General features: G+C 45.5%; 20 protein-coding genes and 2 other annotated features. All 20 genes read left to right on the top strand.

The window, feature by feature from the left end; translation table 11 throughout:
* Positions 1-23: 23 nt before the first annotated feature.
* Positions 24-242: a binding site (T-box leader), on the top strand.
* Positions 243-314: 72 nt separating this feature from the next.
* The 20 genes from cysE to fusA all read left to right on the top strand — a co-directional run bounded on the left by cysE (position 315) and on the right by fusA (position 20,264).
* On the top strand, positions 315-977 hold the full coding sequence (cysE, locus tag GLW00_RS18855; protein ID WP_202412574.1) for a serine O-acetyltransferase: 663 nt from the start codon (positions 315-317) through the stop codon (positions 975-977).
* Positions 967-2,367 (top strand): cysteine--tRNA ligase, encoded by a 1,401-nt coding sequence (gene cysS, locus GLW00_RS18860; protein ID WP_160916721.1) that lies wholly within the window; start codon positions 967-969, stop codon positions 2,365-2,367. Before cysE ends, cysS begins: the two co-directional genes overlap by 11 nt.
* A gap of 4 nt (positions 2,368-2,371) precedes the next feature.
* Complete coding sequence (locus tag GLW00_RS18865; protein WP_160916723.1) at positions 2,372-2,779, top strand: Mini-ribonuclease 3; 408 nt, start codon at positions 2,372-2,374, stop codon at positions 2,777-2,779.
* The gene (gene rlmB, locus GLW00_RS18870) at positions 2,776-3,519 is read left to right on the top strand and encodes a 23S rRNA (guanosine(2251)-2'-O)-methyltransferase RlmB (protein ID WP_160916724.1); all 744 of its coding nucleotides are present in this window, start codon (positions 2,776-2,778) and stop codon (positions 3,517-3,519) included. The genes GLW00_RS18865 and rlmB overlap by 4 nt, the downstream gene beginning before the upstream one ends.
* 3 nt (positions 3,520-3,522) lie before the next feature.
* Positions 3,523-4,032, top strand: a complete 510-nt coding sequence (locus GLW00_RS18875) for an NYN domain-containing protein (protein ID WP_115824702.1) — start codon at positions 3,523-3,525, stop codon at positions 4,030-4,032.
* Positions 4,033-4,113: 81 nt separating this feature from the next.
* Positions 4,114-4,770, top strand: coding sequence for an RNA polymerase sporulation sigma factor SigH (sigH, locus tag GLW00_RS18880; RefSeq protein WP_160916726.1), 657 nt, complete (start codon positions 4,114-4,116; stop codon positions 4,768-4,770).
* Positions 4,771-4,849: 79 nt separating this feature from the next.
* The gene (rpmG, locus tag GLW00_RS18885) at positions 4,850-4,999 is read left to right on the top strand and encodes a 50S ribosomal protein L33 (RefSeq protein ID WP_074736204.1); all 150 of its coding nucleotides are present in this window, start codon (positions 4,850-4,852) and stop codon (positions 4,997-4,999) included.
* A gap of 40 nt (positions 5,000-5,039) precedes the next feature.
* Positions 5,040-5,216 carry a preprotein translocase subunit SecE gene (secE, locus tag GLW00_RS18890; protein WP_160916728.1) on the top strand — a complete coding sequence of 59 codons (177 nt, stop codon included), beginning with the start codon at positions 5,040-5,042 and terminating at the stop codon, positions 5,214-5,216.
* Between the two features lie 129 nt (positions 5,217-5,345).
* Entirely contained in the window at positions 5,346-5,882 is a 537-nt protein-coding gene (gene nusG / locus GLW00_RS18895; RefSeq protein ID WP_146818487.1) for a transcription termination/antitermination protein NusG, read from the top strand.
* A 152-nt stretch (positions 5,883-6,034) separates the two neighbouring features.
* Positions 6,035-6,460 carry a 50S ribosomal protein L11 gene (gene rplK, locus GLW00_RS18900; protein WP_035511717.1) on the top strand — a complete coding sequence of 142 codons (426 nt, stop codon included), beginning with the start codon at positions 6,035-6,037 and terminating at the stop codon, positions 6,458-6,460.
* A gap of 117 nt (positions 6,461-6,577) precedes the next feature.
* Positions 6,578-7,273, top strand: a complete 696-nt coding sequence (rplA, locus tag GLW00_RS18905) for a 50S ribosomal protein L1 (RefSeq protein ID WP_146818485.1) — start codon at positions 6,578-6,580, stop codon at positions 7,271-7,273.
* A 51-nt stretch (positions 7,274-7,324) separates the two neighbouring features.
* Positions 7,325-7,470 (top strand) — a sequence feature (ribosomal protein L10 leader region).
* Positions 7,471-7,513: 43 nt separating this feature from the next.
* A complete protein-coding gene (rplJ, locus tag GLW00_RS18910) occupies positions 7,514-8,014 on the top strand; it encodes a 50S ribosomal protein L10 (RefSeq protein WP_160916763.1) in 501 nt (166 codons plus the stop codon).
* Between the two features lie 50 nt (positions 8,015-8,064).
* Positions 8,065-8,430 (top strand): 50S ribosomal protein L7/L12, encoded by a 366-nt coding sequence (rplL, locus tag GLW00_RS18915; RefSeq protein ID WP_089654443.1) that lies wholly within the window; start codon positions 8,065-8,067, stop codon positions 8,428-8,430.
* Positions 8,431-8,513: 83 nt separating this feature from the next.
* On the top strand, positions 8,514-9,185 hold the full coding sequence (locus tag GLW00_RS18920) for a class I SAM-dependent methyltransferase (protein ID WP_439108906.1): 672 nt from the start codon (positions 8,514-8,516) through the stop codon (positions 9,183-9,185).
* 315 nt (positions 9,186-9,500) lie between these two features.
* Positions 9,501-13,028, top strand: a complete 3,528-nt coding sequence (gene rpoB / locus GLW00_RS18925) for a DNA-directed RNA polymerase subunit beta (RefSeq protein WP_160916730.1) — start codon at positions 9,501-9,503, stop codon at positions 13,026-13,028.
* Between the two features lie 72 nt (positions 13,029-13,100).
* Positions 13,101-16,712, top strand: coding sequence for a DNA-directed RNA polymerase subunit beta' (gene rpoC / locus GLW00_RS18930; RefSeq protein WP_160916732.1), 3,612 nt, complete (start codon positions 13,101-13,103; stop codon positions 16,710-16,712).
* Between the two features lie 143 nt (positions 16,713-16,855).
* The gene (locus GLW00_RS18935; RefSeq protein WP_089654440.1) at positions 16,856-17,107 is read left to right on the top strand and encodes a 50S ribosomal protein L7ae-like protein; all 252 of its coding nucleotides are present in this window, start codon (positions 16,856-16,858) and stop codon (positions 17,105-17,107) included.
* 94 nt (positions 17,108-17,201) lie between these two features.
* On the top strand, positions 17,202-17,621 hold the full coding sequence (rpsL, locus tag GLW00_RS18940; RefSeq protein WP_089654439.1) for a 30S ribosomal protein S12: 420 nt from the start codon (positions 17,202-17,204) through the stop codon (positions 17,619-17,621).
* Positions 17,622-17,673: 52 nt separating this feature from the next.
* Positions 17,674-18,144 (top strand): 30S ribosomal protein S7, encoded by a 471-nt coding sequence (gene rpsG / locus GLW00_RS18945; protein ID WP_160916734.1) that lies wholly within the window; start codon positions 17,674-17,676, stop codon positions 18,142-18,144.
* A 41-nt stretch (positions 18,145-18,185) separates the two neighbouring features.
* Entirely contained in the window at positions 18,186-20,264 is a 2,079-nt protein-coding gene (gene fusA, locus GLW00_RS18950) for an elongation factor G (protein WP_115824706.1), read from the top strand.
* Positions 20,265-20,291: the final 27 nt, after the last annotated feature.

Here is a 20,291-nt window from a genome sequence, read left to right on the forward strand (position 1 = left end):
ATATCATATAGTAGAGATACCTATACGAAACGTTGATGAGGAGAAGTAAGAGGCCCTCTCTTCTACAGAGAGAATCACCACGGCTGGAAGTGGTTCGTAGAGAAGCCTTTGAAATGCACCTCGGAGTCTTCGGCTGAACGAAGTATGCCGAAGCGGGTACCTTCCGTTATCAAGGATGAAGCGGGGAAAGGTCTAAAAGCCGATCCCAAACAGAGTGGAACCACGTTCGACGCGTCTCTGTGCCATTGGCACAAAGGCGCGTTTTTTATTTTTATGGGGGACGCTTCTGTTTCAGCACAAGGAGGGGAGCAAGTATGGGGCTGTTCAAAATGTTTAAAGAAGATGTGGATGTGGTGTTCGATCAAGATCCTGCTGCTCGTTCTTATATTGAAGTGATTCTGACATATTCAGGACTGCATGCGATATGGGCGCACCGGGTGGCCCATGCTTGTCACAAGCGGAAGTTTTTCTTCCTTGCCCGGCTGATCTCTCAATGGAGCCGCTTCCTGACGGGCATTGAAATACACCCTGGAGCGAAGATCGGGAGACGTTTCTTCATTGACCATGGCATGGGCGTCGTTATTGGGGAAACGTGTGAAATTGGTGATAATGTGACGATTTTTCAGGGAGTGACGCTTGGAGGAACAGGGAAAGAAAAAGGAAAAAGGCACCCGACACTCCTTGATAACTCATTAGTCGCCACGGGAGCGAAAGTGCTGGGATCGATTACGATTGGGGAAAACTCTAAGGTAGGAGCTGGTTCGGTGGTGCTCCATGATGTTCCGAACAACTCGACGGTTGTCGGTATCCCTGGTCATGTCGTCATCCAGGATGGCAAGAAAGTTCAAAAGAAGGATCTTGACCATCACAAACTCCCGGACCCTGTGTACGACCGGTTGAACGAAATCGAAAAGGAAATGGCAGAACTGCGCAAAGAATTGAAGGAAACCAAAGGAGTGAACCAACATGGCGATTAACATATACAACACACTGACAAGAAAAAAAGAACCATTCCAGCCGCTGGAAGAAGGAAAAGTGAAAATGTACGTTTGCGGTCCAACGGTTTATAACTACATTCACATAGGGAATGCAAGGCCGGCGATCGTATTCGATACAGTGAGAAGGTATTTTGAATACAGAGGATATGATGTCCATTATGTACTCAACTTTACAGATGTCGATGACAAATTAATTAAAGCATCGAATGAAATGGGCGAAGGAGTCACAGATATCGCCAATCGTTTCATTACGGCATACAAAGAAGACGTTGGGGCACTTGGCGTGAAAGAAGCCGTGGATCATCCGCGTGTGACGGAAAACATGGATGAGATTATCAGCTTTATCCAGGGGTTGATCGACAAAGGTTTTGCTTATGAAGCAGGAGGGGACGTGTATTTCCGTACGCGCTCTTTCGATCAATACGGAAAGCTTTCCCACCAGTCCATTGATGAGTTAAGATCCGGGTCCCGCATTGAAGTCGGGGACAAAAAGGAAGATCCGCTAGACTTCACACTTTGGAAAGATGCGAAGGAAGGCGAAATCACCTGGGAGAGTCCTTGGGGAAGCGGCCGGCCGGGGTGGCATATCGAGTGCTCAGCGATGGCGAAGAAATACCTTGGAGATACGATTGATATCCATGCGGGCGGGCAGGATTTAACATTCCCCCACCATGAAAATGAGATTGCGCAATCAGAAGCTCATAACGGGGAATCTTTTGCCCGCTACTGGATGCATAACGGGTATATTAATATTGACAATGAAAAAATGTCGAAGTCCTTAGGGAACTTCATCCTTGCCCACGATCTTGTGAAAAAGCATGACCCTCAAGTGATCCGCTTCTTCATGCTGAGTGTCCAATACCGTCATCCCATCAACTTCAGTGATGAGTTGTTGAAAGGGGCGAAAAGCAGCTTTGATCGTATCAAGAATGCGTATGAAAATATCCAGCACCGAAAAAATTCCACGATGAGCTTGAAGGAAGATCAAAGTGAGTGGCTGGATAAAGTGGCTGGATATAAAGAGCAATTCATTAAAGAAATGGATGATGACTTCAACACGGCAAACGCGATTTCCGTCCTGTTTGATTTAACCAAAGCGGCAAACCTATATTTACAGGAGGAGCAGACTCACGAAAAAGTCTTAACGGCTTTTGAAGAGTTGTTCGAAGAATTGACAGGGGTTCTCGGTATTCAACTGCAGGCTCAGGAAGAATTGCTCGATGAGGAAGTGGATGCTCTGATTGAAGAGCGGAAGCAAGCCAGAAAAAATCGTGACTTCGCGCGTGCCGACGAAATTCGTGATGAGTTGAAAGACCGCAGCATCATCCTTGAAGATACATCCCAGGGCACGAGATGGAAGCGGGGGTAGGACGATGGCGATTGCAAATGCGAAACAGATGAAGAGTCTTGCTCTCGCCTATATGGGCGACTCTGTTTATGAGCTTTATGTGAGGCAGCACCTGCTTGAAAAAGGAGAGGTGAAGCCTCAGCATCTTCACCAGGCAGCCATCCAGTTTGTTTCGGCTGTGTCGCAGGCGAATGTGGTTAATGTATGGCAGCAGGAAGGAAGGCTCACGGAAGAAGAGGAAGGTGTGCTTAGGAGGGGGCGGAACGCAAAATCGGGATCCGTCCCTAAAAGCACCAACGTACAGACTTATCGTTATTCGACCGCATTCGAAGCGGTTTTAGGGTTTTTGTATTTATCGGGCCAGACCGAGCGGCTGGAAACATTGATACAAAACGCTATTCAAATAGTTGAAGAAAGGAGTGAAGAATCATGAGCGGAGAATGGATCATCGGAAAGAATTCGGTCCAGGAAGCCATCCGGTCAGGCAGACCGATCAATAAAGTGATGGTATCGGATCAGTTGCAGCACCAGGCGTACAAAAAGCTTGAACAGCTGGCCAAGGAACAAGGGCTCATTGTTCAAAAAGTGCCAAAGAAGAAAATTGACCAGCTTGTTGATGGAAATCACCAGGGGGTCATTGCTTCGGTGGCTGCGTATGAATACAGTGATTTGGAAGATTTATTTGCGAAAGCAGAAGAAAGGGACGAGCCTCCATTTTTCATTATTTGTGATGAAATTGAAGACCCGCATAATCTCGGTTCCATACTGCGGACGGCAGATGCGGCAGGAGCACATGGTGTCATCATACCGAAGAGACGTTCTGTTTCTTTAACGGCAACCGTTGCGAAAACGTCGACAGGGGCGATCGAATATATTCCGGTTGCTCGTGTAACGAACCTTGCCCGGACGATTGATGAGTTGAAGGAAAGGTTTGTCTGGGTGGTAGGTACAGACGCAGTAGGTACAGAAGATTACCGGGAGCTTGACGGGAAAATGCCGATCGCCCTCGTCATTGGAAGTGAAGGTCGCGGCATGAGCCGATTAACGAAAGATAAGTGTGATTGGACGGTCAGTCTGCCTATGGCCGGAGAAGTAACTTCTTTGAACGCATCTGTAGCGGCTTCCCTTTTGATGTACGAAGTCTATAGAAAGCGTCATCCGTTAGGGGAATAAGGCATGAACGTCTTAATTGTCGATGGATACAATATGATTGGCGCTTGGCCGGAATTAAAAAATCTAAAGGAGAAAGATCTCGGCCAGGCCCGGGATCTCCTTATAGAGATGATGGCGGAGTATCAATCATACACCGGGGACCGGATCATGATCGTTTTTGATGCATACCATGTCCGGGGAGTTGAAAAAAAACAAAAAAATTACAAAGTTGAAGTTATCTTTACAAAAGAAAACGAAACCGCTGATGAACGGATTGAAAAACTCGCAGGAGAGTTGAATGATGTTCGTACTCAAGTCTATGTCGCGACGTCAGACTATGCAGAACAACGGACCATTTTCGGGCAGGGAGCTTTCAGAAAATCAGCAAGAGAACTGTATATTGAAGTGAAGAATATTGAAAACCAAATAGAGAAAGATGTCGAAAGCCAGAACCAGTACCCTTATCAATCTAAAATACCAATCAATAAAGAGGTAAGGGAACTGTTTGAGAAATGGCGCCGAGGAGATAAATAATTCTGACAACTTGTTGACGCTTTTCAGAATCGTACTGTATAATATTGCTATATTGAGGTAGCACGGTCGGAGGGATCCTGTGTGAGCATCTTACAAACGGAGAAAAGCACCAACGATTTGGATCTTAGCAAGCTTGATGACGAAGAAGTCGTTGAACGGATTAATCAAGGACAGGTCCAGGCGCTAGATTACTTGATTAATAAGTACAAGAATTTTGTGCGGGCGAAAGCTCGGACATACTTTCTTATTGGCGCAGACCGGGAGGATATCGTCCAGGAAGGGATGATCGGTCTTTACAAAGCCATCCGCGATTACAGAGAAGGCAAGCTGTCATCCTTCAAAGCCTTTGCAGAATTATGTGTCACCCGTCAAATTATCACCGCAATTAAAACCGCCACAAGACAGAAGCATATCCCGTTGAATTCCTACGTTTCTTTGGACAAGCCTATTTATGATGAGGAATCAGATCGGACATTACTGGATGTCATCGCTGGTTCAAAGGCTATCGACCCACAAGAATTGATTGTTAATAAAGAGAAGTTTTCAGACATGGAAGAGAAAATGTCAGAGTTATTAAGTGATTTAGAGAAAAAAGTGCTGACCCTCTACTTGGACGGACGTTCCTACCAGGAGATTTCGGTTGAGCTTGATCGACACGTGAAATCTATTGATAACGCTTTACAACGTGTGAAGAGAAAGCTTGAAAAATACTTGGAAGTCAATGAAATCACTCTATGAAAGCTGCATTGACAGTAATCGGTAAGAGTGCTACATTTAGTGAGTATGTGTAAACATCTCTAGATTGAGGTGACGGATAATGAGAAAAAAAGTCATATTAGCTTGTACAGAATGTTTAAGTCGGAATTATAGTTCATATATAAATCGATCCAACCAATCCGAACGTCTTGAAGTCCGCAAGTTTTGTAAAAAGTGCGGAACGCATACTTTACACCGCGAGACGAAATAGAGAAGGAAGCCAGTTGGCGCAAGTTTGGGGGTATTACAGCATGTTTAAGTTCTTCAAGAATGTAGCACGAGAGATGAAGAAGGTTAGTTGGCCTAAAGGTCAGGAACTGTGGAAGTACACGGTTACGGTTATTTTGACTGTCACTTTCGTAGCTGTATTCTTCGCTATTGTAGATCTTGGGATTTCCCAAGTGATTGAACTCATCGCTCAAGAATAGTAGAGTGGTTTTTATGCTATAATAGGAGATAGACTTACAAAAAACCCGTCCCGCGGGTTTTTTCATGTTGGAGTAATATTCATCAACTCTAGTATAAGGGAGGGAAGGGCAAGCACTTGTCCTGCGAATATGGAAAAAAGATGGTATGTAGTCCACACCTATTCAGGTTATGAGAACAAGGTGAAAACAAACCTGGAAAAGCGTGTGGAATCAATGGGAATGGAAGACAAGATCTTCCGTGTTCTTGTTCCCGAGGACGAAGAAGCAGAAATTAAAAATGGCAAGAGGAAAGTGGCGAAGAAAAAAGTATTTCCTGGTTATGTTTTGGCTGAAATGGTCATGACAGATGACTCCTGGTACGTGGTACGTAATACGCCAGGTGTTACTGGTTTCGTAGGATCCACTGGTTCCGGTTCTAAGCCGATCCCTCTCCTGCCTGAAGAAGTAGAAACGGTTCTTAAGCGCATGGGCATGAACGAACAGCCGAAAGCGGAGGTTGACTTCGAGGTGAAGGAAAGTGTTAAAGTGACAGACGGACCTTTCGCAAACTTCACAGGATCCATTGAATATATTGATACGGACAAGCAGAAAGTGAAAGTCCACGTCAATATGTTCGGGCGTGAAACCCCGGTAGAGTTAGACTTTACCCAAATCGAAAAATTATAAAATTCAACTCTCCCCTTGCATATTGGAAATAAAGATGCTAGAATTTTTATGTTCTATATGCGCCCCAAAAGAGGGCGATTGCGTAGATATCGCAATGAGTGGGAGGGGTTGAACCCTATTACCACATCACGGACTTTAAGGAGGTGTGTCTCGTGGCTAAAAAAGTTATTAATGTTGTAAAGCTTCAGATTCCTGCAGGTAAAGCGAACCCAGCACCGCCGGTTGGACCAGCACTAGGTCAAGCAGGTATTAACATCATGGGATTCTGTAAGGAATTTAACGCTCGTACACAGGAACAAGCAGGTACGATCATTCCAGTAGAAATTACGGTTTATGAGGACCGTTCCTTTACATTCGTTACGAAAACTCCACCAGCTGCTGTTCTTCTTAAGAAAGCGGCAGGAGTTGAATCAGGTTCCGGTGAACCGAACCGTAACAAAGTAGCTTCTGTTAAACGCGACCAAGTACGCGAAATCGCAGAAACGAAAATGCCTGATTTGAACGCTGCTGACGTTGAAGCTGCAATGCGCATGGTTGAAGGTACAGCGCGCAGCATGGGAATCACGATCGAAGATTAATCCCACAGCGTTACATGGAGATAGGAAAAGGTTGCGGAAATGGAGCTATTGACTCTTTCGCAACCTTTATTCGTGGGAGGAAAATCCGTTAAAACCACAACGAGGAGGAAATTAATAATGGCTAAGAAATCGAAAAAGCAACAAGAGCTAGCGAAGCTTGTTGACCGTACAAAAGCTTACGATGTGCAAGAAGCCATCAAGCTTGTAAAAGAAACTTCAAAAGCGAACTTTGACGAAACTGTCGAAGCGGCATTCCGTCTGGGTGTAGATCCTAAGAAAGCGGATCAGCAAATCCGTGGCGCAATGGTGCTTCCACACGGTACAGGTAAATCTCAGCGTGTGCTTGTTTTCGCTAAAGGTGATAAAGCGAAAGAAGCAGAAGCAGCAGGTGCTGACTACGTAGGTGAACAAGACCTAATCAACAAGATCAACCAAGGTTGGTTCGATTTTGATGTTGTAGTAGCAACTCCTGACATGATGGCTGAAGTTGGTAAACTAGGTCGAGTACTAGGACCAAAAGGTCTTATGCCAAACCCTAAAACAGGTACAGTGACATTCGAAGTAGAAAAAGCTGTTAACGAAATCAAAGCAGGTAAAGTAGAATACCGCGTTGATAAAGCAGCGAACATCCATGTTCCAATCGGTAAAGCATCTTTCGATGAGAACAAGCTGGCTGAAAACTTCGCAGCAATCACTGAAACACTTGTTAAAGCGAAGCCACAAGCATCTAAGGGAACTTATATGCGTAACGCTGCTGTTTCATCTACAATGGGACCTGGAATCAAAGTAGACGTTTCTGGTTACACGAAGTAATAAAAAAGTGTTGACTTTCCGTTATCTACGAGATATACTAGGTAGCGTTGTATAAATAAATACGTTATACCGTAGACAGCAGGTGTGGGTTCCCACTTAAAGTCCTGCCGAGGTGTGTGATATAAATAGAGCAGCGCGATCTGCCCTGCTCTATGAAACACCTCCATGTCTATGTGGAGGTGTTTTTTTATGAGTAAAACCTTCGAACGGTATGATGAAAAGTCAATAGGAGGTGGAACAATGAGCAGTGTTATCGAACAGAAGAAACAGATTGTATCTGACTTGGCTGACAAGTTCCGCAACAGTAAATCTGCAGTCGTTGTAGACTACCGCGGACTTGATGTAGCAGAAGTTACTGAACTTCGTACCCAGCTTCGTGAAGCAGGCGTAGATTTCAAAGTGTATAAAAACACAATGGTCCGTCGTGCTGCTGACGAAGTCGAACTATCTGAACTTAACGAAGTCCTTCAAGGACCGACAGCTGTCGCTTTCCATGAAGACGATGCTGTAGCTGCGGCTAAAGTATTGAACAACTTCGCTAAAGATCACGATAGCCTTGAAATCAAAGGTGGGGTAGTTGAAGGTCAAGTTGCAACTCTTGAGCAAATCAAAGAACTTGCAAACCTTCCAAACTACGAAGGTCTTGTATCTATGTTCCTAAGCGTACTACAAGCACCTATCCGCAACTTCGCTTACGCTACGCAAGCGATCGCGGATCAAAAAGAAGAAGAAAGCGCGTAAGTTAGCGTTCGTTTAAACTATAACAACAAAAACTAAGGAGGAAATTTCTCATGTCTAACGAACAAATTATCGAAGCGATTAAGGAAATGTCTGTTCTTGAGCTTAACGATCTAGTTAAAGCAATTGAAGAAGAATTTGGTGTATCTGCTGCAGCTCCAGTTGCTGCTGGCGCGCCTGCTGCAGGTGGCGAAGCTGCTGAAGAGCAAACTGAATTTGATGTAGTACTAGAATCTGCTGGATCTTCTAAGATCAAAGTAGTTAAAGCAGTACGTGAAATCACTGGTGCTGGTCTTAAAGACGCGAAGGAAATGGTTGATGGTGCTCCGGCAACAATCAAAGAAGCTATTTCTAAAGAAGAAGCTGAAGAAATCAAGTCTAAGCTTGAAGAAGCAGGCGCTTCTGTCGAAGTTAAGTAAGAGAATGTTTAAAGTAAAGCTCGCTGATTTATCGGCGGGCTTTCTTTTTCTTAACAGGCATATTTAGCAAGAGTGCTCATGATTTGTTAGACTTGCTAGAATCAGGAATAAACCTTGCCATTTCAATAGATGAAAAAGAAGGTGTTCGGGTTATGTCGGAGCATTATTATTCAAAGAAAACAACGACGAGCAGTGAAGAAACGACATGGAACTTTGAGTTGCTCGGTCATGTCTTCACATTCACGACGGATAATGCTGTCTTTTCCAAAAAAGAAGTGGATTTCGGATCGCGTTTTTTAATTGATACCTTCCAGGAACCAGGTGTTCAAGGTGACATACTTGACCTTGGTTGTGGCTACGGCCCGATCGGTTTGTCCCTGGCTAAAGCTCACGAAGACCGTCATGTATTTATGGTCGATGTAAATGAGAGAGCGTTGGGGCTGGCCGAAAAAAATGCCGCAGATAATGAAGTAGTGAACATTACGATTCAAGAAAGCGACCGTTTACAAGGAATAGTAGATCAGAAGTTTGCCGCTATCCTTACAAACCCACCCATCCGGGCCGGGAAACAAGTGGTCCACACAATGTTTGAAGAAGCGAAGGAAGCTCTACTTGATGAAGGAGAGCTGTGGGTCGTGATTCAAAAGAAACAGGGTGCGCCGTCTGCGAAGCAAAAACTTGAAGATTTGTTCGGAAATGCAGAGGTCGTGGATAAGCACAAAGGGTACTACATCCTTAGAGCTAAAAAAGTTTGACTAGCCCTACTAGTTGTGCTAGTATTGAAAAATGCCAATATATCTGAACTCTGTCAAGTCTTTTTTTAGAAATGTGTATAAAAAGTTGATAGATGGTCAGAATGGTAAAATCGAACACTGAAAGTAAATGAGGTTTTTACGTATGAAAAGCCTTTTTCTTTTTTGTCTAACGTTAGAGAGAAATGAAGAATCACCATTCGTTGTGAAACGGATGTTTAAATAGTGCTTGTGGCAAGATCAACCGCAAGCCTGTTCGGCATGTCTTGCCGGACCCTTTTTTCGTTATTAAAATGCTTGATTTGAGGGGTGAATCAGTTGACAGGTCAACTAGTTCAGTATGGACGACACCGCCAGCGCAGAAGTTACGCACGCATCAGTGAGGTATTAGAATTACCGAACTTGATTGAAATTCAAACCGCTTCTTACGATTGGTTCTTAGAAGAAGGTTTGAAGGAAATGTTCCAGGATATTTCCCCAATCGAAGATTTCACAGGTAATTTGTCATTGGAGTTTGTGGACTACAGTCTTGGCGAACCAAAGTATCCAGTCGATGAGTCAAAGGATCGCGATGTAACATATAACGCACCACTTCGTGTGAAAGTACGTCTCTTAAATAATGAGACAGGAGAAGTGAAAGAACAAGAAGTATTTATGGGTGACTTCCCACTTATGACAGACACAGGTACCTTTGTAATCAATGGTGCTGAGCGTGTTATCGTTTCTCAGCTTGTTCGTTCTCCTAGCGTGTACTTTAACAAGAAGATTGATAAGAATGGTAAGAGAGGTTACACAGCTACCGTCATCCCGAACCGCGGAGCGTGGCTTGAGTTCGAAACCGATGCTAAAGACGTCGTACACGTCCGTATCGACCGTACCCGTAAGTTACCGATCACCGTGCTTTTACGTGCTTTAGGATTCGGCACAGACCAGGAGATCATCGATCTTATTGGTGATAACGAATACTTGAAGAACACGTTGGAAAAAGACAATACGGAAAACACAGAGAAAGCATTGCTTGAGATCTACGAGCGTCTACGCCCTGGCGAGCCGCCGACAGTAGAGAATGCGAAAAGCTTGCTCGTTTCCCGTTTCTTCGACCCGAAACGCTATGACCTAGCGCGTGTAGGTCGCTATAAAATGAATAAAAAACTTCACATCAAAGACCGTTTGTTCAATCAGACGCTGGCAGAAACGCTGGTAGACGAAGAAACGGGCGAAGTGATCGCTGAAAAAGGGGACAAGATTGATCGTCGTCTATTGAATAAGCTGATCCCTCACTTTGATGACGAAGAGGGCACATTGAGTGAAGAAACGTTGGACCCGGTAGACGGTGTCCTTGAAGATCCTATCCAGGTTCAGTCTGTCAAAATTGTTGACCCGACGGACCCAGAAGGTGAACGTTCCATCAATGTCATCGGCAATGCAAACATTGACCGTGACGTGAAGAACATTACCCCTGCGGATATCCTTTCTTCCATCAGCTATTTCTTCAACTTGTTGCACGATGTGGGTGGAACGGATGACATCGACCACCTAGGTAACCGCCGCCTGCGTTCTGTTGGTGAATTGCTGCAGAACCAATTCCGTATTGGTCTTTCTCGTATGGAGCGTGTGGTTCGTGAGCGTATGTCCATTCAGGATACGTCCTCCATCACACCACAACAATTGATTAACATTCGTCCTGTCATTGCTTCTATTAAAGAGTTCTTCGGAAGCTCGCAATTGTCTCAGTTCATGGACCAAACGAACCCGTTGGCAGAACTGACGCACAAGCGCCGTCTCTCAGCATTGGGACCGGGTGGTCTGACTCGTGAACGTGCAGGATTTGAAGTTCGTGACGTACACTACTCCCACTATGGTCGTATGTGTCCGATCGAAACGCCGGAAGGTCCGAACATCGGTTTGATCAACTCCCTTTCCTCTTATGCGAAAGTAAATGAGTTTGGTTTCATCGAAACGCCATACCGCCGCGTTGATCCAGATACGAATAAAGTTACAGCGCAAATCGATTATCTGACAGCTGATGAGGAAGACAACTACGTTGTCGCTCAGGCGAACGCCAAGCTTGAAGATGATGGAGCCTTTACAGATGAAGAAGTAATCGCCCGTTTCCGTGGTGAGAACACCGTCGTAAGCCGTGACCGTATCGACTACATGGACGTATCACCGAAGCAGGTTGTATCTGCAGCGACCGCATGTATTCCTTTCCTTGAGAACGATGACTCCAACCGTTCCTTGATGGGTGCGAACATGCAGCGTCAAGCGGTGCCATTGCTCAAGCCTGATGCTCCGCTTGTGGGTACAGGTATGGAGTATGTGTCTGGTAAAGACTCTGGTGCTGCGGTCATCTGCCGACACGAAGGAATTGTAGAGCGCGTAGAAGCGAAAGAAGTTCGTGTCCGCCGTATTTCTGAAGTGGATGGCAAAGAGGTCGAAGGAGATCTTGACCGTTATCGTCTGCAGAAATTCATTCGATCCAACCAGGGAAGCTGTTACAACCAGCGCCCGATTGTTTCTAAAGGAGATCGCGTCAAACAGGGCGAAATCCTGGCTGACGGACCTTCGATGGATATGGGTGAATTGGCACTGGGTCAAAACCCGCTTGTTGCCTTCATGACATGGGACGGTTACAACTATGAGGATGCGATCATCATGAGTGAACGCCTCGTTAAAGATGATGTGTACACGTCCATTCACATTGAAGAATATGAGTCTGAAGCTCGTGATACGAAGCTTGGACCAGAAGAAATCACTCGTGACATTCCGAACGTTGGGGAAGATGCCCTTCGTGACTTGGACGACCGCGGAATTATCCGTGTAGGTGCTGAAGTAAGCGACGGAGATCTACTTGTTGGTAAAGTTACTCCAAAAGGTGTGACAGAACTATCGGCAGAGGAACGTCTTCTACATGCGATTTTCGGTGAAAAAGCTCGTGAAGTGCGTGACACTTCCCTGCGTGTGCCACACGGTGCAGGCGGAATTGTCCTTGATGTGAAGATCTTCAACCGCGAAGATGGTGACGAACTACCACCGGGTGTTAACCAGTTGATCCGTGTCTATATCGTTCAGAAGCGTAAGATTTCTGAAGGGGATAAAATGGCCGGTCGTCACGGAAACAAAGGTGTTATTTCTAAGATTCTTCCAGAAGAAGACATGCCTTTCCTTCCGGATGGTACACCGGTAGACATCATGTTGAACCCACTAGGTGTTCCGTCGCGTATGAACATCGGTCAGGTACTGGAGCTTCACATGGGTATGGCTGCTCGCTTAATGGGTGAGAGAATTGCCACCCCGGTATTTGACGGTGCGCGTGAGGAAGACGTTTGGGAGACACTGCAAGAAGCAGGTATGGCTCGTGATGCGAAAACAATTCTTTATGACGGACGTACAGGTGATCCATTTGATAACCGTGTATCCGTTGGTGTTATGTATATGATTAAACTTGCACACATGGTTGACGATAAACTGCACGCCCGTTCAACTGGACCGTATTCATTGGTCACGCAACAACCGCTTGGTGGTAAAGCACAATTCGGTGGACAGCGTTTCGGTGAGATGGAGGTATGGGCACTTGAAGCATACGGTGCGGCTTATACTCTTCAAGAGATCTTGACTGTCAAATCAGATGATGTCGTCGGACGTGTGAAAACGTACGAGGCCATCGTTAAAGGTGATAACGTTCCTGAACCAGGGGTCCCTGAATCATTCAAGGTCCTAATTAAAGAACTTCAGAGTTTAGGTATGGATGTGAAGATCCTTTCTGCTGATGAACAAGAGATCGAAATGCGCGATATCGAAGAAGAGCAAACCAAAGAATCCGAGAATTTGAACTTAGACGATTAAGATAGAAACACTGCTGCTGCTCGTGTTCTAAGCTTAGGGTAAAACCCGGATACTGAAAGGGAGGTAGGCCCCTTGCTAGATGTAAATAACTTTGAGTATATGAAAATAGGCCTGGCTTCACCGGATAAGATTCGTTCTTGGTCCTACGGTGAGGTTAAGAAGCCAGAAACCATCAACTATCGTACGTTGAAACCAGAAAAAGACGGTCTTTTCTGCGAGCGAATCTTTGGCCCGCAGAAAGACTGGGAATGTCACTGCGGAAAATATAAGCGTGTCCGTTATAAGGGTGTCGTTTGTGACCGCTGTGGCGTTGAAGTAACCAAGGCGAAAGTTCGCCGTGAGCGTATGGGGCACCTAGAGCTAGCTGCCCCTGTCTCTCATATTTGGTACTTCAAAGGAATTCCGAGCCGTATGGGGCTTGTGTTGGATATGTCTCCGAGAGCTTTGGAGGAAGTCATCTATTTCGCAGCCTATATTGTAACGGATCCGGGTGAGACGGCTCTTGAAAGGAAGCAATTGCTTTCTGAAAAAGAGTACCGCTCATACCGCGAGAAGTTCGGACAAGGATTCCAGGCAGCTATGGGCGCGGAAGCGATCCGTAAGCTTCTATATGATATCGACCTTGATGGTGAAGTAGAGACGTTGAAAGAAGAGCTGAAGACAGCTCAAGGACAACGCCGTACACGTGCAATCAAGCGTCTTGAAGTATTAGAATCCTTCCGTAACTCAGGAAACGATCCATCATGGATGATTCTTGACGTTCTTCCGGTCATTCCACCGGAACTTCGTCCAATGGTCCAGCTCGATGGTGGGCGTTTTGCAACTTCTGATTTGAACGACTTGTATCGTCGTGTAATCAACCGTAACAACCGCCTGAAGCGTTTGTTGGATCTTGGTGCACCGACCATCATCGTTCAAAACGAGAAGCGTATGCTGCAGGAAGCTGTTGATGCTTTGATCGACAATGGCCGTCGCGGCCGTCCTGTAACAGGACCAGGAAACCGACCACTTAAATCCCTTTCTCATATGTTGAAAGGTAAGCAAGGACGTTTCCGTCAGAACTTGCTAGGTAAGCGTGTCGACTATTCCGGCCGTTCTGTTATCGTCGTAGGACCATCCTTGAAGATGTACCAATGTGGTCTTCCAAAAGAAATGGCCCTTGAATTGTTCAAACCATTCGTTATGAAAGAACTCGTATCCCGAGGTCTTGCTCATAACATCAAATCAGCGAAGCGTAAGATCGAGCGCGTACACCACGAAGTATGGGATGTCCTTGAAGATGTCATCAAAGAACACCCGGTTCTACTCAACCGTGCACCAACATTGCACCGCTTGGGTATCCAGGCCTTTGAACCGACTCTTGTTGAAGGTCGTGCCATTCGTCTGCACCCGCTTGTATGTACGGCATACAACGCCGACTTTGATGGAGACCAGATGGCCGTACACGTGCCGTTATCCTCAGAAGCTCAGGCGGAAGCGCGTATCTTGATGCTTGCTGCTCAAAACATCCTTAACCCTAAGGATGGTAAGCCGGTCGTTACACCTTCCCAGGATATGGTATTAGGTAACTACTACCTGACTCTTGAGAGAAAAGGTGCCATCGGAGAAGGCATGTTCTTCAAAGACTTGAACGAAGCTCTAATGGCTTACCAAAATGGCTATGCTCATCTGCACACGCGTGTAGCAGTTCAGGCTAGCTCTTTGAATAACGAAACATTTACTGAGAAACAGAATCAGCAGCTTCTACTGACTTCAGTAGGTAAGTTGATTTTCAACGAAATGCTGCCGAATTCATTCCCATATATCAATGAACCGACGAAAGAGAACTTGGAAATCAAGACTCCTGATCACTACTTCATTGAAAAAGGTACAGATATCCGTGAAGAAATTTCTAAGCGTGAAGAAGTATCTCCATTCAAGAAAGGAATCCTTGGTGATATCATCGCTGAAGTGTTTAAGCGTTTCTCCATCAGTGAAACGTCTAAGATGCTTGACCGCATGAAGGATCTTGGGTTTGCATACTCCACGAAGGCCGGTATTACTGTCGGTGTATCTGACGTTGTCGTACTTCCAGAGAAGCAGGAAATCCTTGATGAAGCGCAAGAGAAAGTGGATAAAGTCTTGAAGCAGTTCCGTCGTGGTCTAATCACAGAAGAAGAACGTTACGATCGCGTCATTGAAATTTGGTCTGCGGCTAAAGATGATATTCAGAACCGTCTGATGAAGTCCTTGAACCCGCGTAACCCGATCTTCATGATGAGTGATTCCGGAGCCCGTGGTAACGCCTCTAACTTCACGCAGCTTGCTGGTATGCGTGGTCTGATGGCCAACCCGGCTGGACGAATCATTGAACTACCGATCAAATCAAGTTTCCGTGAAGGTCTGACAGTACTTGAATACTTCATCTCTACACACGGAGCCCGTAAAGGACTTGCCGATACAGCCCTTAAGACAGCTGACTCTGGTTACTTGACACGTCGACTTGTAGACGTAGCGCAAGATGTTATCGTTCGTGAGGACGATTGTGGAACAGACAGAGGCTTGCCTGTAGCTGCACTGACAGAGGGTACCGAAGTGGTTGAACCATTGATCGACCGTCTCATCGGACGTACAGCATTCCAGACAGTGAAGCACCCTGAAACAGATGCGATTATGGTTGAAAGAAATGAAGTTATTTATGAAGATGTCGCACGACAAATCGTTGATGCTGGCATTGAAGAGATTGTGATTCGTACGGCATTCACTTGTAATACAAAACATGGGGTTTGTAAGAAGTGTTATGGCCGTAACCTTGCAACAGGTGATGAAGTTGAAGTCGGTGAAGCGGTCGGAATCATCGCTGCACAATCCATCGGTGAGCCGGGTACACAGCTTACAATGCGTACCTTCCACACAGGTGGTGTAGCCGGAGACGATATCACGCAGGGTCTTCCACGTATCCAGGAGATCGTGGAAGCGCGTAATCCGAAAGGTCAAGCCGTTATCACAGAAATTGATGGTACGGTACACGAAATCAATGAAGTCAAAGAGAAGCAGGAAATTGTCGTTCAAGGCGCTGTAGAATCACGTTCATACACGGCTCCATACGGTGCACGTATGAAAGTGTCGGTTGGAGATGAGGTCAAAGCAGGTGAACCTCTGACTGAAGGTTCCATTGATCCTAAAGAATTGCTGACCGTACAGGGACTTGACGGCGTTCAAGAATACCTTCTCAAAGAAGTGCAGAAAGTTTACCGTATGCAAGGGGTGGAAATCTCCGATAAGCACGTTGAAGTTATGGTACGCCAGATGCTTCGTAAAGTACGTGTCCTTGATTCTGGTGACACCGATGTACTTCCAGGTTCTCTACTTGAAATTCATCAATTCAAAGAAGCGAACCAAAAAGCGCTTATGGAAGGTGGCCAGCCGGCTGTCGGCCGTCCAGTCATCCTTGGTATTACCAAAGCGTCTCTTGAAACAGACAGCTTCCTATCCGCTGCATCCTTCCAGGAGACAACACGTGTCCTTACAGACGCAGCCATTAAAGGTAAGCGCGATGAGTTGCTAGGATTGAAAGAGAATGTTATTATCGGTAAGCTTGTTCCTGCAGGTACGGGTATGACTCGTTACCGCAAGATTCAAGCGCAATCCGAGCAACAACGACAAGAGGTTCCAGAAGTGACCGAAGAAGTCACACATTCTTAAAATAAAGAAGTAGATGTTAACAAGGTGTAAAATTAAAGGAAGCACTAAAAAAACTCACCCAGATGCAGTTGACATGCATTTGGGTGAGTGATAATATAATCAAGGTGCTTCCATTTATCCTTGTTACTTTGGAGGATATGAAGATGTCTTATGAAAAAGTAGCACAGGCTAAATCCGATATAATTATTGGAACCAAACAAACACTGAAAGCCATGAAAAATGGCGAAGTGGTTGAAGTCATTACGGCTGACGATGCTGATCAGTCGATGACACTTAAAGTAGCTAAATTAGCCCAACAACTGAACATTCCTCACACACGAGTCCCTTCGATGGAGGAGCTCGGGAATGCATGTGGTATTGATGTTGGTGCGGCTACAGTGGCGATAAAGCAATAAAGTTTTGGCGTATGACGCGAAAGCTTTGTTTTTTGCCTTTATATGAACCACCTGGATGTGTGGTATTAAAAAAGTACGAAGGGAGGATACAAACATGCCAACAATTAACCAATTGGTACGCAAAGGACGCGTAAGCAAAACGAAGCAGTCAAACTCTCCAGCTTTGAACAAAGGTTACAACAGCTATAAAAAGCGTATGACTGATCTTTCTTCTCCACAAAAGCGTGGGGTTTGCACACGTGTTGGAACAATGACACCTAAGAAACCGAACTCTGCCCTACGTAAGTATGCACGTGTTCGTCTAACTAACCAGCTTGAGGTTAACGCTTATATCCCTGGTGAAGGCCACAACCTTCAAGAACACAGTGTTGTTCTTATCCGTGGCGGTAAAGTTAAAGACTTGCCAGGTGTACGTTACACCGTTGTACGTGGTGCTCTTGACACAGCAAGTGTTGATGGCCGTATGCAAGGTCGTTCCAAATACGGTACGAAAAAACCAAAAGCTAAAAAATAATCGATATGTAAATATCGCTTAAATAAAAACATCGAAGAAGGGAGGGGAACATATGCCACGTAAAGGTCCAGTAGCTAAACGTGATGTGTTACCAGATCCAATGTATAACTCTAAGCTTGTTACTCGCTTGATCAACCAAATCATGGTTAACGGTCAGCGCGGTAAAGCACAGAAAATCCTTTATAAAGCATTTGAACTTGTTCAAGAACGTAGCGGCAATGACGCTATGGAAGCATTTGATCAAGCAATGAAGAACGTAATGCCTGTATTGGAGGTACGCGCTCGTCGTGTAGGTGGTTCCAACTATCAGGTACCTGTTGAAGTTCGTCCAGAACGTCGCCAGGCACTAGGCTTGCGTTTCATCGTAAACTATGCGCGTCTTCGCGGAGAGAAAACGATGGAAGAGCGCCTAGCTAACGAAATTCTAGATGCTGCTAACAACACAGGTGCATCTGTGAAGCGTCGCGAAGAAATGCACAAGATGGCGGAAGCGAACAAAGCATTCGCTCACTATCGCTGGTAATCACCAAAAAATAAAGGTTCAAACAGGAAGGAGAAAGATGCATGGCTAGAGAGTTCTCCTTGGAAAAGACTCGGAATATCGGGGTAATGGCTCACATCGACGCTGGTAAAACAACGGCGACAGAGCGTATTCTTTTCTACACAGGACGTATCCACAAGATTGGTGAAACTCACGAAGGAGCTTCCCAAATGGACTGGATGGAGCAGGAACAAGAGCGCGGAATTACAATCACTTCCGCCGCTACGACTGCTCAGTGGAAAGGTCACCGTATCAACATCATCGATACTCCAGGACACGTAGACTTCACTGTTGAAGTTGAACGTTCCCTGCGTGTACTTGATGGTTCCGTAGCTGTCCTTGACGCACAATCTGGTGTTGAGCCTCAAACAGAAACTGTTTGGCGCCAAGCTACGACATACGGTGTTCCACGTATTGTCTTCATTAACAAAATGGACAAAATCGGAGCTGACTTCATCTACTCCCTAGGTACGTTGCAAGACCGCCTAGGAGCAAATGCAGCAGCTGTTCAACTTCCTGTCGGTGCGGAAGATGAGTTCGAAGGAATCATCGACCTAGTAACGATGGAAGCATACTACTACATGGACGACTTGGGAACACGTGCTGAAGCACGCCCGATTCCTGACGACTACAAAGATCAAGCTGAAGAGTACCGTGGCAAGCTAGTAGAAGCTGTTGCAGAACTCGATGAAGACTTGATGATGCAGTATCTAGAGGGAGAAGAAATCACAAACGACCAGCTTAAGGATGCGATCCGTAAAGCAACTCTAAGTGTTGAATTCTACCCAGTATTCTGTGGTTCTGCCTTCAAGAACAAAGGAGTTCAACTTCTAATTGATGGTGTTATCGATTATCTACCATCTCCACTAGATGTACCTCCAATTGAAGGTCACGTACCACAAACAGAAGAAGAAGTTGTACGTAAGCCTGACGACAACGAGCCATTCTCTGCATTGGCCTTTAAAGTCGCTACAGACCCTTATGTAGGTAAACTTACTTTCTTCCGCGTTTACTCCGGTACATTGAATGCTGGATCATACGTGAAAAACTCCACGAAAGACAAGCGTGAACGTGTAGGTCGTATCCTACAAATGCACGCCAACTCTCGTGAAGAGATCTCCACTGTATATGCAGGGGATATCGCAGGTGCGGTAGGCCTTAAAGATACAGGTACGGGTGATACACTATGTGACGAAAAGAGTCTTGTTATTCTTGAGTCCATGGAATTCCCTGATCCGGTAATCTCTGTTGCTATCGAGCCTAAATCTAAAGCTGACCAAGATAAGATGTCCATCGCTCTTGGTAAACTAGCTGAAGAGGATCCAACGTTCCAAACTGAAACAAACGTTGAAACGGGTCAAACGATCATCGCTGGTATGGGTGAACTTCACCTGGACATCATCGTTGACCGTCTGAAGCGTGAGTTCAAAGTTGAAGCGAACATTGGTGCTCCACAAGTTGCTTACCGTGAAACATTCCGCGGTAGTGCACAAGTGGAAGGTAAGTTCGTACGTCAATCCGGTGGTCGTGGACAATTCGGTCACGTATGGGTTGAGTTCGAGCCTAACGAAGAAGGCGCTGGTTTCGAATTCGTTAACAAGATCGTCGGTGGTGTTGTGCCACGTGAATACATTCCATCTGTAGAACAAGGTATTAAAGAGTCTATGGAAAACGGTGTATTGGCTGGCTACCCTATGGTAGACATCAAAGCGACTCTTTATGACGGTTCCTACCACGATGTCGACTCCAACGAAATGGCCTTTAAAGTTGCCGCTTCCATGGCACTTAAAGAGGCAAAAAACAAGTGTAAGCCTGTTCTACTTGAACCGATGATGAAAGTAGAAGTTGTTATTCCTGAGGAATACATGGGCGACATCATGGGTGACGTAACTTCCCGTCGTGGACGTGTAGAAGGTATGGAAACTCGTGGTAATGCACAAGTGGTTAAAGCATTCGTTCCACTATCTGAGATGTTCGGTTATGCAACAGCGTTGCGTTCCAACACTCAAGGCCGTGGTACGTACACAATGCACTTCGACCACTATGAAGAAGTTCCGAAGAGCATCTCTGAGGAAATCATCAAGAAAAATGCTGGTGAATAATTGATTTTTTAGACGAGTTAAAGTATA

The organism is Halobacillus litoralis (assembly GCF_009856445.1).
Classification (GTDB): Bacteria; Bacillota; Bacilli; order Bacillales; family Halobacillaceae; genus Halobacillus; species Halobacillus litoralis.